Origin of the sequence: Rhodococcus sp. p52, assembly GCF_000763325.2 — a bacterium.
GTDB classification, from domain to species: domain Bacteria; phylum Actinomycetota; class Actinomycetes; order Mycobacteriales; family Mycobacteriaceae; genus Rhodococcus; species Rhodococcus pyridinivorans.
In genome coordinates, this window is record NZ_CP016819.1 from 4,467,299 (window position 1) to 4,481,236 (window position 13,938).

Here is a 13,938-nt window from a genome sequence, read left to right on the forward strand (position 1 = left end):
CACTCATTCCGGCTTGATCCGGCGTCCGAGCAGCTGCCCGATCGCGTCCTGCACCGACATGCCTTCGTGGCACACGCGGTGCACGGCGTCGGTGAGCGGCATCTCGACGTCGTAACTCGCTGCGAGGGCGCGGACCGAGGTGCACGACTTGACCCCTTCGGCCACCTGACCGTGGGTGGCCTCCTGCGCGCTCTCGAGGGACTCACCGCGGCCGAGTCGTTCGCCGAACGAACGGTTGCGGGACAACGGGGACGTACATGTGGCGACAAGATCGCCGACACCGGCGAGACCGGCGAGCGTGGCCGGCTTGGCCCCGAGGGCGGTTCCGAGCCGGGTGATCTCGGCGAGACCGCGGGTGATGATGCTCGCGACGGTGTTCTCACCGAGCCCGACTCCGGCGGCCATGCCGCACGCGAGGGCAATGACGTTCTTGCAGGCGCCGCCGACCTCGCAGCCGATGACGTCGGAGTTCGTGTACGGACGGAAATATTTTGTGGCGCAGGATTTCTGGATCTCCATGGCGCGGGTGGAATCGGGGCACGCGATGACGGTCGCGGCCGGTTGCCCCTCGGCGATCTCACGGGCGAGGTTGGGGCCGGACAGCACGGCGATGCGATTCTGCTCGGCGCCGGTGACCTGACCGATCACCTGACTCATGCGCATCAGGGTGCCGCTCTCGATTCCCTTGGCGAGACTGAGAAGTGTCGCGTCCGGTCCGATATCTGCCTTCCACTCCTCGAGATTGGTACGCAGGGTCTGACTCGGGACGGCGAGGACCACGAAATCGGCGCCCTCGAGGGCCACCCGATGATCGGCCGTCGCCTTCAACGAGTGCGGCAGTTCCACACCGGGTAGATAGTCGGAGTTCTCGTGCCGCTCGGCGATGCCACGCGCCACCTCCTCGCGCCGCGCCCAGATCGTCACGTCCGTTCCGGCGTCGGCCAGCACCTTGGCGTACGCCGTCCCCCACGAACCCGCGCCCAGAACTGCTGCTGTGGTCACGCCATCCTCACTCTCATCCGATGCCCGGCACTCACGCTCGCGATCGGCCCGGAGCGGGCGGTCGCGACCGGTTCGGTCCGGGCGGTCACCACCCACGGTCGCACCCAGTATCGCGCAGGCTCCACCGACACCGCGCCGGGTCGGAGGACGGACCGCACACGACCCGGTCGCACCGGGCGCTCGTGCGGTTCGTCACCTCGCACGACCGTGCGATTCGATACTGATGGCACAATCGGGCAATGCCCGCGACGCACGTGCTCGTTCCCGTCAAGGCCCTCGGCCTGGCGAAATCGCGGCTCTCGCACGTCCTCGCCCCGGCAGCACGGGAATCACTGGTGCTTGCGATGCTGCAGGACACCGTGACGGCGGCGCTGTCCGCCGGAGACGTGACGGTCACCGTCGTCACCGCCGACGAGCGGGTCGCGGCCGCGGCGCTGGACTGCGGCGCGGACGTCCTCCCCGATCCGGTGCGTACCGACTCCCCCGACCCACTGAACTCCGCACTGCTCGCAGCGGCCCGCCGGGCGCGGGAGCACGCACCCGGCGCCGAACTCGTGGCGTTGCAGGCCGACCTTCCGTCCCTGCGGCCCGAGGATTTCGTGCTCGCACGCGAGACTGCGCGGCGGACCGGAACGGCCGTGGTCGTCGACCACACGGCGAGCGGTACGACGGCGTTGCTGCACTGCGTGAGCGGCCCCCTGCCGCCACTGTCGTTCGGTCCGGGATCGGCCGGTCGCCACATCGATGCCGGTGCGTACCCGGTACCGGACGCCCTCCCCGGACTGCGACTCGATGTGGACACACCGGACGATCTTGCCGCCGCACTGCAACTCGGCGTCGGACCGGCCACCGCGGCCGTGCTCGACACGGTCGAGTTCCCCCTGTGCCACCCGTGCGACAGCGCTGCAGGGAGCCGTCGCTCTGCAACAATGAACTCGTGACCAACGGCGATTCCCCCGATCCCACGAGTTCCGAGCACGCGGCACCATCCGGTGCCGCACGACCCGCCGGTCGCGTAGCGACCGCCACCAGCGCCCCTCCGGCCGCGACGGGACTGCAGTCGAGGACCGATCACGACAACACACTTCCCGTCGACCGCTATCTCAACCGCGAACAGAGCTGGCTCGATTTCAACGCCCGCGTTCTCGCGCTCGCGGAGGACACCTCGCAGCCGTTGCTCGAACGCGCCAAGTTCCTCGCGATCTTCGCGTCGAATCTCGACGAGTTCTACATGGTGCGGGTCGCCGGGCTGAAACGTCGCGCCGAGACGGGGTTGTCGGTCCGGTCCGCGGACGGACTGACCCCGCGCGCCCAGCTCGCGCTCATCGCGTCGAGCACGCGCGAACTCGCCGGTCGCCACGCGCAGGTCTTCCTCGACTCGGTCATGCCCGCCCTGGCGGCCGAAGGCATCTCGATCATCCGATGGGCGGATCTGACGGAGGACGAACGCCGACGACTGACACAGTATTTCGCCGACCAGGTCTTCCCGGTCCTGACGCCGCTCGCGGTCGATCCCGCACACCCCTTCCCGTACATCAGCGGCCTGTCCCTGAACCTCGCTGTCACGGTCAAGGATTCGCAGTCGTCCGGTGAACACTTCGCGCGCGTGAAGGTGCCCGACAACGTCGATCGGTTCGTCCGGGTCGATCGCGCGGGTTCGTCGCACGGACTGCCGGCCTTCCTCCCGCTCGAGGAGCTGATCGCCGCCCATCTCGACGTGTTGTTCCCGGGCATGGAGATCGTCGAGCACCACGCATTCCGCGTCACCCGCAACGCCGACTTCGAGGTCGAGGAGGACCGCGACGAGGATCTCCTTCAAGCCCTCGAACGCGAACTCGCCCGGCGGCGCTTCGGATCTCCCGTGCGGCTCGAGGTGTCGGACGACATGACCGAGCACATGCTCGACCTCCTGTTGCGCGAACTCGACGTCGATCGGGTGGACGTCGTCCAGTTGCCCGGGCTGCTCGATCTGTCGTCGCTGTGGCAGGGGCACGCCGTCGACCGACCGGATCTGAAGGACGCCCCCTTCGTGCCGGCGACCCATCCCGCCTTCGGCGAGCGAGAGACACCGAAGAGCGTGTTCTCCACCCTGCGCGAGGGCGACATCCTCGTCCACCACCCGTACGACTCGTTCTCCACGAGCGTGCAACGGTTCATCGAGCAGGCCGCCGCCGACAGCCAGGTCCTCGCGATCAAGCAGACGCTGTACCGGACGTCGGGCGACTCCCCCATCGTCAACGCCCTGATCGCCGCTGCCGAAGCGGGCAAGCAGGTCGTCGCGCTCGTGGAGATCAAGGCACGCTTCGACGAGCAGGCCAACATCAAGTGGGCGCGCAAGCTCGAACAGGCCGGTGTCCACGTCGTATACGGACTCGTAGGTCTGAAGACACACTGCAAGACCTGTCTGGTCGTGCGGCGCGAGGGTTCGACGATCCGCCGCTACTGCCACATCGGCACCGGCAACTACAACCCGAAGACCGCGCGTCTCTACGAGGACGTCGGCCTGCTCACGTCGTCACCCGAGATCGGCGCCGACCTCACCGACCTGTTCAACACCCTCACCGGATACTCCCGGAAGGCGCAGTACCGCAATCTGCTCGTCGCACCGCACGGAGTCCGCAAGGGCATCATCGAACGCGTCGAGCGTGAGATCGAGCACCACGCGGCCGGTCGCCCCAGCGGGATCCGGCTCAAGGCCAACGCCCTCGTCGACGAGCAGGTGATCGACGCGCTCTACCGCGCGTCGCGGGCGGGGGTGCGGACCGAGGTGGTCGTGCGCGGGATCTGTGCCCTCAAGCCGGGCGTGCCCGGCCTGAGCGAGAACATCACGGTGCGCTCGATTCTGGGGCGGTTCCTCGAACATTCGCGGTTGTTCCATTTCCGGGGCAGCGACGAGTACTGGATCGGTAGCGCCGACATGATGCACCGGAACCTCGACCGTCGCGTCGAGGTGATGGTGCAGGTGAAGAACACCCGGCTCGCAGCGCAGCTGGACGGCATCTTCGATTCCGCGCTCGACCCGGTCACCCGCTGCTGGATTCTCGAGGGCGACGGCACCTGGACGGCGCCCCCCGAGCCGGGAACCGCTGCCCGCGACCACCAGGTCGAACTCATGCGTAGTCGTGCGTCCTGAGGTGGAGGGAACGTTGACCGAATCACGCGACAAGCCCGTGAAGGCCAACATCTTCGCGGCGGGCGCGGTCCTGTGGCGTCCTGTCGACGAGAACGCTCCGGACGATGTGCAGGTCGCGCTCGTGCATCGCCCGCGCTACAACGACTGGTCCTTTCCGAAGGGCAAGCTCGACGCGGGTGAGACGGCCGTGGTTGCCGCGGTGCGGGAGATCGAGGAGGAGACCGGATTCCGCTCCGCGCTCGGCAGTAGTCTCGGGAAGGTCGTCTACCCCGTTCCGGGTCACCGCAAGCTCAAGCGGGTGGACTACTGGGCTGCGCGGTGCCTCGACGGGCAGTTCGCGCCCAATGACGAGGTTGACGAATTGCGTTGGGTGCCCCCCGAAGAGGCATTCGATCTGTTGTCCTATCCGATGGACCGCAGTGTCCTGCGCCGGTTCCGCCGGGTGCCGCTGGACACGACCATGGCGCTGATCGTGCGGCACGCCAAGGCGGGTAGTCGGAAGAAGTACAAGGGCGACGACCGTTACCGGCCCCTCGATGCGTCCGGACGGGCACAGGCCGAGGCGCTCGTTCCGCAGTTGACGGCGTTCGGCGGCGACAGCGTGGTGTCCGCCGACCGCACGCGGTGCATCGCGACGGTCGAACCCTTCGCCTCCCGGCACGGGCTCGAGATCGCCATCGAGCCGGCCCTGTCGGAGGAGGAGTACCGCGCCGATCCGGACCGCGGCCGCAAGCGGGCGCTGGAGATCGCGTCCGGTCCCGGCACTCCCGTGATTTCCAGTCAGGGCAGGGTGACCCCGCCGCTCCTGGAGTGGTGGGCCGAGCGCGACGGTCTCGTGCTGCCTCCGGCGCGGAACCGGAAGGCGAGCATGTGGGTGTTGTCGCTGCGCGGCGATCGTCTCGTCGCGGCCGACCACATCGACAGCCCTCTTCCCACGGGCCGTCCACCGGCGGACGACGAGAGCATCTGACCGAGTACACACGACGGCGGCCACCGGATGTCCGGCGGCCGCCGTCGTCTCACCTGTGCGGCTCGCACGTGTGCGAGCCGCATCGCGGGTGGGTGTTACTTCTTGGTGCTCTTGCGGGCCGTGGTCTTCTTGGCCGGGCTCTTCTTCGCCGCGGTGGTCTTCTTCGCCGCGGTCGACTTGGTGGCGGCGGTCTTCTTCGCCGGAGTCGACTTGGCCGCCGTGGTCTTCTTCGCCGCGGTGGTCTTCTTCGCCGCGGTCGACTTGGTGGCGGCGGTCTTCTTCGCCGGAGTCGACTTGGCCGCCGTGGTCTTCTTCGCCGCGGTGGTCTTCTTCGCCGGAGTCGACTTGGTGGCGGTGGTCTTCTTCGCCGCGGTGGTCTTCTTCGCCGCGGTGGTCTTCTTCGCCGCGGTCGACTTGGTCGCCGTGGTCTTCTTCGCCGCCGTGGTCTTCTTCGCCGCCTTCTTCGCTGCCGCGGTTTTCTTGGCCGCTGCAGCTGCACCGCGCTTCACGGCCGGACCCGAAGCCGGGAGCTTCTGGGTGCCCGCGATGATGTTCTTGAAGGACTGGCCGGGACGGAAGGCCGGCACCGAGGTCGGCTTGACCTTGACCGTCTCACCCGTGCGCGGGTTCCGCGCGACACGCGCGGCCCGACGACGCTTCTCGAAGACACCGAATCCGGTGATGGTGACGCTCTTACCGTCGTGCACGGCGCGAACGATCGCGTCCACGATGTGCTCGACGGCCGCGGTGGCGGTGCGCCTGTCCGAACCGAGTTTCTCGGTCAGAACGTCGATCAGTTCTGCCTTGTTCATTGATTTCCTCCGCACATACACGGTCCACCGTCAGACCGACTCCAGTCCACGGTAGACCCGCAAACGGGCAAGAGTCTATGTGCCACGCGGATTCTCATGCAAATAACCTCCGGGCCCGGCCCGACGGGAGCGTCGGACCGGACCCGGAGAAGGCGCGTTCGGGGGTGTTTTCAGGGCGCCGGAAGGGTACTCGGTTTCCATGACGGCCTTGACTTTTCGTACTCGGAAATCGCGTCTACCTGGCGCAATGTCAATCCGATGTCGTCGAGACCCTCCAGCAGACGCCACCGCGTGTAGTCGTCAATGGTGAACGGCACCACGGTGGTTCCGGCGGTCACCGTCCGGTTCTCGAGATCCACTTCCAGTTCGAGTCCGGGCTGCTGCTCGATGAGCTTCCACAGCAGTTCGACGTCGTCCTGCGAGACCTGAGCGGCGAGCAGACCGGCCTTTCCGGCGTTGCCCCGGAAGATGTCGGCGAAGCGGGACGAGATCACGACCCGGAATCCGTAATCCGACAACGCCCACACGGCATGCTCACGCGAGGAGCCGGTGCCGAAATCCGGTCCGGCGACGAGAACGCTGCCGCGGTCGAAGGGCGGGGTGTTGAGGACGAAGGACGGGTCGTTGCGCCATGCGGCGAACAGACCGTCCTCGAATCCCGTACGGGTGACGCGCTTCAGGTACACGGCCGGGATGATCTGATCCGTGTCGACATTGGAGCGGCGCAGCGGGACGCCGATGCCCCTGTGGGTGGTGAAGGCTTCCATCGAAAATTCTCCTCGTCGGTCCTGTGGTCTAGTCCAGATCCGCGGGTGCGGAAAGCGTTCCCCGCACCGCGGTTGCGGCGGCCACGGCCGGCGAGACGAGATGCGTCCGTCCGCCCTTGCCCTGCCGTCCTTCGAAATTCCGGTTCGAGGTCGACGCGGAACGCTCGCCCGGCGCCAACTGGTCGGGGTTCATGCCCAGGCACATCGAGCACCCGGCCTGACGCCACTCGGCCCCTGCGGCGGTGAAGATCTCGCCGAGACCCTCCTCCTCCGCCTGCGCGCGCACCCGCATCGAACCCGGCACGACGAGCATCCGGACGCCGTCGGCGACCTTGCGGCCCTGCAGGACATCCGCCACGGCACGCAGATCCTCGATGCGGCCGTTGGTGCACGAGCCGACGAAGACGGTGTCGATCTTCACGTCGCGCAGCGGCATGCCCGGTTCGAGATCCATGTAGCGCAACGCCTTTTCCGCTGCAGACCGCTCGGTTTCGTCGGCGATCTCCTCGGGTACCGGAACGCTGGACCCGAGCGCAGCGCCCTGGCCCGGGTTGGTGCCCCACGTGACGAAGGGGGTCAGAGCGCTGCCGTCGATGTGGACCTCGGCGTCGAAAACCGCGTCGTCGTCGGTCTTCAGCTGCTCCCACGCCTCCACGGCAGCATCCCAGTCGGCGCCCTTCGGGGCGTGCGGGCGGCCCTTGATGAACTCGTAGGTGGTCTCGTCGGGGGCGATCATGCCGGCGCGGGCGCCCGCCTCGATCGACATGTTGCAGATGGTCATCCGCGCTTCCATCGACAGTGCGCGGATCGCCTCGCCGCGGTACTCGAGGACGTAGCCCTGTCCGCCGCCGGTGCCGATCTTCGCGATGATCGCGAGGATGAGGTCCTTGCTCGTCACTCCCGGCGCGAGGGTGCCGCCGACGTTGATGGCCATCGTCTTGAACGGCCGCAGCGACAACGTCTGTGTCGCCATGACGTGTTCGACCTCACTGGTGCCGATGCCCATCGCCAGTGCGCCGAAGGCGCCGTGGGTGGAGGTGTGGCTGTCGCCGCACACCACCGTCATGCCGGGCTGCGTGAGACCGAGCTGCGGGCCGACCACGTGGACGATGCCCTGATCGAGGTCGCCCATGGGGTGCAGACGGACACCGAACTCCTCGCAGTTGCGGCGCAGGGTCTCGACCTGTGTGCGCGAGACCGGGTCGGCGATCGGCTTGTCGATGTCCACCGTGGGGACGTTGTGGTCCTCGGTGGCGATCGTGAGGTCGGGACGCCGCAGCGGGCGTCCTGCCAGCCGCAGACCGTCGAAGGCCTGCGGGCTGGTCACCTCGTGTACGAGATGCAGGTCGATGTAGATCAGGTCCGGCTGTCGCGCCGATCCCTCTCCTTCACCGCGCACGACCACGTGCTGGTCCCACACCTTTTCCGCCAGAGTCTTTCCAGCCATCTTCTCCACCTTGTCGTACGTGACGAACGCGGGATCCCGGGGGCTGTCCGGCCGCGTATGGTGTCGTCCCCACCGTTCTCGGCATGCGATATGCTTCCCATTATGCGAGACGGAGGTATCGACCTATGAGACAGCATAGCGGGATCGGAGTGCTGGACAAAGCGATGACAGTCCTCCATGCGGTTGCCGAACAGCCGTGCAACCTCAACGAGTTGTGCGCGCGGACCGGCCTGCCCCGTGCCACGGCGCACCGTCTCGCCGTGGGCCTCGAGGTCCACCGCCTCCTCATGCGCGACAGCGACGGACAGTGGCGTCCCGGCCCCGGACTGGCCGAATTGTCCGCGGGCGCAGGCGACACGCTCGTCGAGGCCGCCTCGCTCGTCCTCCCCCGTCTGCGCGAGATCACCGGCGAGAGCGTGCAGTTGTACCGCCGCGAGGGCACCCAGCGGGTCTGCGTCGCCGCTCTCGAACCGCCGACCGGTCTGCGCGACACGGTCCTCGTCGGCGCACGCCTTCCGATGACGGCCGGCTCCGGCGCGAAAGTTCTGCTCGCGTGGGCCGATACGGCGACCCAGCGCGCCATCCTCCCCGACGCGGCCTTCGGTGAACGCGTGCTCGTCGAGGTCCGCCGCCGCGGCTGGGCGCAGAGCGCCGCCGAACGCGAACCCGGTGTGGCGTCGGTCGCCGCACCCGTGCGCGACAGCAGCGGTGGCGTGATCGCCGCGATCTCCGTATCGGGCCCCATCGACCGCATGGGCCGCCGACCGGGCGCCCGCTGGGCCGCCGACCTCCTCGCCGCCGCAGAAGCGCTCCAGAAGCGTCTCTGAGGCCGACCGCATGCCCGTGTCCCTCCCGGGTGGAGCCCAGGAGGGACACGGGCGGGGCGGGAGGAAGACAGCCGTGCGGCCCCACGCTCTGCCAGAGTGCTTCGCATGGGAACCAACCGCCGCGCAGGCATCACGATGACGGAGTCGGAGATCGACGAGTTCCTCCACCGCAGCCGGGTCGCGAACCTGGCGACCCTCGGACCGACGGGCACCCCGCACCTCGTCGCCATGTGGTACGCGGTGCTCGACGGGGAGATCTGGTTCGAGACGAAGGCGAAATCGCAGAAGGTCGTCAACCTCCGGCGCGACGATCGCGTGACCGTCCTCGTCGAGGCCGGCGACACCTACGACCAGTTGCGTGGCGTCTCGATCGAGGGGCGGGCGGGGATCGTGGACGACCACGACCGCCTGTTCGAGGTCTGCCGCGACGTATGGGAGCGGTACACCGCCCCGTACACGGAGGAGGCGCGCCCCGCGGTGGAGCAGATGATGCACAAACGGGTGGCCGTCCGTGTGGTGCCCGCGCGGGTGCGTTCGTGGGATCACTGCAAGCTCGGGATGCCTGCCATGGAGATCGGCGGCACGACGGCCGCCAATCTTCCGTCCGCCGCGCACTGACCGCCCATACGCGAAAGGCTCTCCGATCGATGATCGGAGAGCCTTCGTGGTTGTACCCCCGATGGGATTCGAACCCACGCTACCGCCGTGAGAGGGCGGCGTCCTAGGCCGCTAGACGACGGGGGCCTATGGAACTTTCCGAGGAATCGACGAGCCGACGCCTCCGAGAGAAGAACACCCACCGACCCGGAGATCGGTGGGTAGTCCGTTGTACCCCCGATGGGATTCGAACCCACGCTACCGCCGTGAGAGGGCGGCGTCCTAGGCCGCTAGACGACGGGGGCCTATGGAACTTCTTCTCTTCGCTTCCCGAAGGAAGCTCAGCCAGCATAGCTGGCTGAGACGTTGCGGGCAAACCGCCGCGTCTCAGCTGGGGTACCAGGACTCGAACCTAGAATGGCTGAACCAGAATCAGCTGTGTTGCCAATTACACCATACCCCAATGGTTTGTTCCTTCGGCCTGCCCTGCGGGCGTTGTGGCCTCCGTTCCGAACCGAGAAGAAGATTAGCACCAACCCCGCCACCAACTACAAATCGGCTGGTCAGAGGAGTGCAATCGAGCTCAGGACGAACTCGGTGGCATGAAATCGAGCCCGGAGGGAGTTCGGCCCGTCGCCGGCGGGTGCCGACGACGGGCCGAGAGCGACCATGCAGGGGTCAGGCGATGCGCGCCCGCCCGGCACGCAGTCGTGCAAGGGTGCGCTCACGGCCGAGCAGTTCCATCGACTCGTAGAGCGGCGGGCTGACGTGCGAGCCCGTCACCGCGACCCGCACGGGAGCGAAGGCCTTCCTCGGCTTCAGTTCGAGCCCCTCGATCAGTGCGCTCTTGAGCGCCTCCTCGATCGCCGGCGTGGTCCACTCGGTCAGGCCCTCGAGGGCGGCGACGGAGGCGTCGAGCACGGGCGCGGCATCCTCCTTGAGATTCTTCGCCGCTGAGACCTCGTCGAGCGTGAAGTCGGCGTCGTCGACGAACAGGAACTTCAGCAGGTCCCACGCGTCCCCGAGAACGACGATACGGGTCTGTACGAGGTCGGCGGCCGTCCGGAAGAGCGCGTCGTCGACGTCGGCCCCGATCCGGCCGTGCTCGACGAGGTACGCCTTCAGCCGGGTCGCGAACTCCTCCGGCTCGAGCAGGCGGATGTGCTCGGCGTTGATGGCGTCGGCCTTCTTCTGGTCGAACCGGGCGGGGTTCGAGTTGACCTTGGAGATCTCGAAGGCCGCGACCATCTCGTCGAGGGAGAACACGTCGCGGTCGTCGGCGAGACCCCAGCCGAGCAGAGCGAGGTAGTTGAGCAGGCCCTCAGGGATGAACCCGCGATCGCGGTGCAGGAAGAGGTTGGACTCCGGGTCGCGCTTGGAGAGCTTCTTGTTGCCCTGCCCCATCACGAACGGCAGGTGGCCGAACTCGGGCGTGAAATCGGTGACGCCGATGCGCTGCAGCGCCGCGTACAGCGCAAGCTGACGCGGGGTGGACGACAGCAGGTCCTCGCCGCGCAGGACGTGTGTGATCTTCATCAGCGCGTCGTCGACGGGATTGACGAGCGTGTAGAGCGGGATGCCGTTGCCGCGGGTCAGCGCGAAGTCGGGCACCGAGCCCGCCTTGAAAGTGGTCTCGCCGCGGACCAGGTCGTTCCACGTGAGGTCCTCTTCGGGCATGCGCAGTCGCACGACCGGCTTGCGCCCCTCGTCGAGGAATGCCTGCCGCTGCTCCGGGGGGAGGTCGCGGTCGAAGTTGTCGTAGCCGAGCTTCGGGTCGCGGCCGGCGGCCTTGTGCCGCTCCTCGACCTCTTCCGGCGTCGAGAACGACTCGTAGGCCTCACCGGAGTCGACGAGCTTCTGCACGATCTCGAGGTGAAGGTCGCGTCGCTGCGACTGCCGGTACGGCTCGTACGGTCCGCCGACCTCCGGACCCTCGTCCCATTCGAGACCAAGCCACCGGAGGGCGTCGAGGATCGCCTGGTACGACTCCTCGGTGTCGCGTGCGGCGTCGGTGTCTTCGATGCGGAACACGAAGGTGCCGCCGTGATGACGCGCGAAAGCCCAATTGAACAGGGCGGTGCGCACCAGACCCACATGCGGGGTTCCGGTCGGTGACGGGCAGAAACGTACGCGTACTTCGCTGGTGGTCATGACTCGCTCAGGGTTGAGGATCGACGGGAGACCTTCCCAGGCTATCCGCCCCGCAGCGAGCTCCGGTCAGGATCCCTTGGCGACGACCGGATTCGTGAGCGTTCCGATGCCCTCGACGGTGATCGAGACTGTGTTGCCCGGCTCGATCGGTCCGACACCTTCGGGAGTGCCGGTGAGGATGACGTCGCCCGGCAGCAGGGTCATGACACCGGAGATCCATTCGATGAGCTTCGGGATGTCGTGCACCATCTTCGAGGTGCGGCTGCGTTGGCGGATCTGCCCGTCGACCTCCGCCGAGATCTCGAGATCGGAAGGGTCGATGTCGGTTTCGATCCACGGACCGAGCGGGCAGAAGGTGTCGTGGCCCTTGGCTCGGCCCCACTGGCCGTCCTTGCGCTGATGGTCGCGCGCGGACACGTCGTTGGCGATCGTGTAGCCGAGGATCGCCTCCCGGGCCTTCGCGGCGGGGACGTCCTTGCAGGGACGCCCGATGACCACGGCGAGTTCGGCCTCGTGATGGACGAGCGAGGTGGTGGGCGGAATCACGATGGGCGCGCCCGGGCCCACGATCGACGTGTTGGGCTTGAGGAAGATCATCGGCTCGTCGGGGACCTCGTTGCCCGACTCGGCGGCGTGGGCGGCGTAGTTGCGACCGACCGCGATCACCTTGGTGGCGAGGATCGGGGCGAGAATCCGCACGTCGGCGAGGGGCCAACTCCGGCCCGTGAAGGTGGGGTTCCCGAAAGGATGCTCGGCGATCTCCTTCGCCGTCGCGGACTTCCCCTCCCCTTCGATGCTCACGAACGCGACACCATCCGGGCTGGCAATTCGACCAAGGCGCATGTCCGGAGTCTAACGGTGCGCGCACACTGCGATCGACGCCCGGGTGCCGCGGGTATAGAGTCCGACCAAGATTTCATATAACGGTACAACTTTCTCAGATAGTGGGACTCATGGACACTCCGGACATCGGTCGGCGCCGATGGCTGATCCTGGCCCTCGGCGTCCTCGCCCAGGCCTCCCAGGCCACCGTCATCAACGGCGTCGCCTTCCTCATCCCAACCCTGAACCAGGAGGGTGGCTTCACCCTCGCCCAGGCCGGAACCCTCGCCGGCGCACCGATCCTCGGCGGCGTGTTCACGCTCGTCGTGTGGGGCGCGATCGCCGACCGGTTCGGCGAACGTCTCGCGCTGGCCGCCGGACTCGGGATCGCGGCCGTCTCGATGGGACTCGCGAGCGCGACCACCTCACTGGACCTGTCCCGCACCACCTCCGCAGCACTGCTCGGCCTATTGCTGATGTGTGCGGGAGCCGGCGCCGTGAGCGCCAATTCGGCGAGCGGTCGCGTGGTGGTCGGATGGTTCCCGCCGCACCAGCGCGGCCTCGCGATGGGCATCCGGCAGATGTCGGTGCCGCTGGGTGTCGCCGCGGGCGCACTCGTCATCCCCACTCTCGCGGGCGACCACGGGATCGCCTGGGCGCTCTCGTTTCCCATGCTCGCGTGCGGGCTCGCAGCCGTCGTCTGCGCGGTCGGCGTGGTGGATCCGCCCCGACCCGGACGGGTGGAGGCCGAGCGCGCAGGCGTGCTCGGCAATCCCTACCGGAGTTCCATGTCCCTCACGCGGATCCATCTCGCGTCGATCCTGCTCGTCGTTCCGCAGTACGTCGTGTGGACCTACGCCCTGGTCTGGCTCATCGCCGACCGCGGCTGGGACGAGGTCGGCGCCGGTCTCGTCATCACCGCCGCCCAGATCCTCGGCGCCCTCGGACGTGTCGTCACCGGGGCCTGGTCCGATCGGGTGGGCAGCAGGCTGGGACCGATGCGCCTCGTCGCCGCATCGGTCGTCGTGTCGATGGTCGCGCTCTCCGTCACGGCGTGGACGGATTCGGCGATCGCGGTGGGCGTCCTGCTCGTCGCGTCGATCCTGACCTCGGCGCCGAACGGGTTGGCATTCACTGCCGTCGCGGAGATCGCCGGCCCGTTCTGGGGCGGCCGCGCACTCGGGATCCAGAACACCGGGCAGTTCGTGTTCGCCGCGGCCGTCGGACCGGTCTTCGGTGGGCTCATCGCCGCGGTCGGATTCCCCGCGGCCTTCGCCCTGTCCGCCATCGCTCCCGCAGCGGCGGTCCCGGTGATACCGAAGGACTGATACGCGAAACGCGCGTGGCGCCGGACGGGACGTACCCGCCGGCGCCACGCGCGTTTGTGCCGAAGAACTCGGTGCCCGGAGA

12 protein-coding genes and 3 tRNA genes are annotated in these 13,938 nt (G+C 67.9%); 6 read left to right on the forward strand and 9 right to left on the reverse strand.

Going from position 1 to position 13,938, the window contains the following annotated elements; translation table 11 throughout:
• Nucleotides 1-3: 3 nt before the first annotated feature.
• Nucleotides 4-1,002 (reverse strand): NAD(P)H-dependent glycerol-3-phosphate dehydrogenase, encoded by a 999-nt coding sequence (locus IM25_RS20650; protein WP_024101374.1) that lies wholly within the window; start codon nt 1,000-1,002, stop codon nt 4-6.
• Nucleotides 1,003-1,241: 239 nt separating this feature from the next.
• Here IM25_RS20650 and cofC point away from each other — a divergent pair, with 239 nt between their 5' ends.
• From cofC to IM25_RS20670, 3 genes are read left to right on the forward strand one after another with little or no spacing between them, the layout of a single operon-like run.
• On the forward strand, nt 1,242-1,943 hold the full coding sequence (cofC, locus tag IM25_RS20660; RefSeq protein WP_065996345.1) for a 2-phospho-L-lactate guanylyltransferase: 702 nt from the start codon (nt 1,242-1,244) through the stop codon (nt 1,941-1,943).
• Nucleotides 1,940-4,135 carry an RNA degradosome polyphosphate kinase gene (locus IM25_RS20665; RefSeq protein WP_065996347.1) on the forward strand — a complete coding sequence of 732 codons (2,196 nt, stop codon included), beginning with the start codon at nt 1,940-1,942 and terminating at the stop codon, nt 4,133-4,135. The genes cofC and IM25_RS20665 overlap by 4 nt, the downstream gene beginning before the upstream one ends.
• Nucleotides 4,136-4,148: 13 nt before the next feature.
• Complete coding sequence (locus IM25_RS20670; RefSeq protein WP_065996557.1) at nt 4,149-5,105, forward strand: NUDIX hydrolase; 957 nt, start codon at nt 4,149-4,151, stop codon at nt 5,103-5,105.
• A gap of 95 nt (nt 5,106-5,200) precedes the next feature.
• On the opposite strand, the gene IM25_RS20675 is transcribed toward IM25_RS20670, so the two are convergent.
• The 3 genes from IM25_RS20675 to leuC all read right to left on the reverse strand — a co-directional run bounded on the left by IM25_RS20675 (nt 5,201) and on the right by leuC (nt 8,140).
• Nucleotides 5,201-5,917: an HU family DNA-binding protein gene (locus IM25_RS20675; RefSeq protein ID WP_033097753.1), complete on the reverse strand. Its 717-nt coding sequence runs from the start codon at nt 5,915-5,917 to the stop codon at nt 5,201-5,203.
• 170 nt (nt 5,918-6,087) lie between these two features.
• Nucleotides 6,088-6,684, reverse strand: coding sequence for a 3-isopropylmalate dehydratase small subunit (gene leuD, locus IM25_RS20680; RefSeq protein ID WP_006554524.1), 597 nt, complete (start codon nt 6,682-6,684; stop codon nt 6,088-6,090).
• 28 nt (nt 6,685-6,712) lie between these two features.
• Entirely contained in the window at nt 6,713-8,140 is a 1,428-nt protein-coding gene (gene leuC / locus IM25_RS20685) for a 3-isopropylmalate dehydratase large subunit (RefSeq protein ID WP_019288377.1), read from the reverse strand.
• Nucleotides 8,141-8,256: 116 nt separating this feature from the next.
• On the opposite strand from leuC, the gene IM25_RS20690 reads away from it, so the two are divergent.
• Together IM25_RS20690 and IM25_RS20695 are read left to right on the forward strand one after the other, a co-directional pair.
• Nucleotides 8,257-8,958, forward strand: a complete 702-nt coding sequence (locus IM25_RS20690; RefSeq protein ID WP_006554526.1) for an IclR family transcriptional regulator — start codon at nt 8,257-8,259, stop codon at nt 8,956-8,958.
• 105 nt (nt 8,959-9,063) lie between these two features.
• The gene (locus tag IM25_RS20695) at nt 9,064-9,576 is read left to right on the forward strand and encodes a pyridoxamine 5'-phosphate oxidase family protein (protein ID WP_065996349.1); all 513 of its coding nucleotides are present in this window, start codon (nt 9,064-9,066) and stop codon (nt 9,574-9,576) included.
• Nucleotides 9,577-9,629: 53 nt separating this feature from the next.
• Here IM25_RS20695 and IM25_RS20700 read toward each other — a convergent pair.
• The 5 genes from IM25_RS20700 to IM25_RS20720 form a co-directional block, all read right to left on the reverse strand.
• Nucleotides 9,630-9,702, reverse strand: a tRNA-Glu gene (locus tag IM25_RS20700).
• Nucleotides 9,703-9,787: 85 nt separating this feature from the next.
• Nucleotides 9,788-9,860: transfer RNA gene (locus IM25_RS20705), tRNA-Glu, on the reverse strand.
• A gap of 86 nt (nt 9,861-9,946) precedes the next feature.
• Nucleotides 9,947-10,018, reverse strand: a tRNA-Gln gene (locus IM25_RS20710).
• A 215-nt stretch (nt 10,019-10,233) separates the two neighbouring features.
• On the reverse strand, nt 10,234-11,706 hold the full coding sequence (gene gltX, locus IM25_RS20715; RefSeq protein ID WP_065996351.1) for a glutamate--tRNA ligase: 1,473 nt from the start codon (nt 11,704-11,706) through the stop codon (nt 10,234-10,236).
• 66 nt (nt 11,707-11,772) lie between these two features.
• Nucleotides 11,773-12,549 (reverse strand): fumarylacetoacetate hydrolase family protein, encoded by a 777-nt coding sequence (locus tag IM25_RS20720; protein WP_006554529.1) that lies wholly within the window; start codon nt 12,547-12,549, stop codon nt 11,773-11,775.
• 110 nt (nt 12,550-12,659) lie between these two features.
• On the opposite strand from IM25_RS20720, the gene IM25_RS20725 reads away from it, so the two are divergent.
• Nucleotides 12,660-13,856 (forward strand): MFS transporter, encoded by a 1,197-nt coding sequence (locus IM25_RS20725; RefSeq protein WP_033097751.1) that lies wholly within the window; start codon nt 12,660-12,662, stop codon nt 13,854-13,856.
• The last annotated feature ends 82 nt before the right edge of the window (nt 13,857-13,938 follow it).

Excerpts from the sequence above, each read along its gene's own strand:
- IM25_RS20725 (WP_033097751.1), top strand. The coding sequence starts at position 12,660 with ATGGACACTCCGGACATCGGTCGGCGCCGATGGCTGATCCTGGCCCTC.
- leuD (WP_006554524.1), bottom strand. The coding sequence starts at position 6,684 with ATGGAAGCCTTCACCACCCACAGGGGCATCGGCGTCCCGCTGCGCCGC.
- IM25_RS20690 (WP_006554526.1), top strand. The coding sequence starts at position 8,257 with ATGAGACAGCATAGCGGGATCGGAGTGCTGGACAAAGCGATGACAGTC.
- IM25_RS20675 (WP_033097753.1), bottom strand. The coding sequence starts at position 5,917 with ATGAACAAGGCAGAACTGATCGACGTTCTGACCGAGAAACTCGGTTCG.
- gltX (WP_065996351.1), bottom strand. The coding sequence starts at position 11,706 with ATGACCACCAGCGAAGTACGCGTACGTTTCTGCCCGTCACCGACCGGA.
- IM25_RS20695 (WP_065996349.1), top strand. The coding sequence starts at position 9,064 with ATGGGAACCAACCGCCGCGCAGGCATCACGATGACGGAGTCGGAGATC.
- IM25_RS20720 (WP_006554529.1), bottom strand. The coding sequence starts at position 12,549 with ATGCGCCTTGGTCGAATTGCCAGCCCGGATGGTGTCGCGTTCGTGAGC.
- cofC (WP_065996345.1), top strand. The coding sequence starts at position 1,242 with ATGCCCGCGACGCACGTGCTCGTTCCCGTCAAGGCCCTCGGCCTGGCG.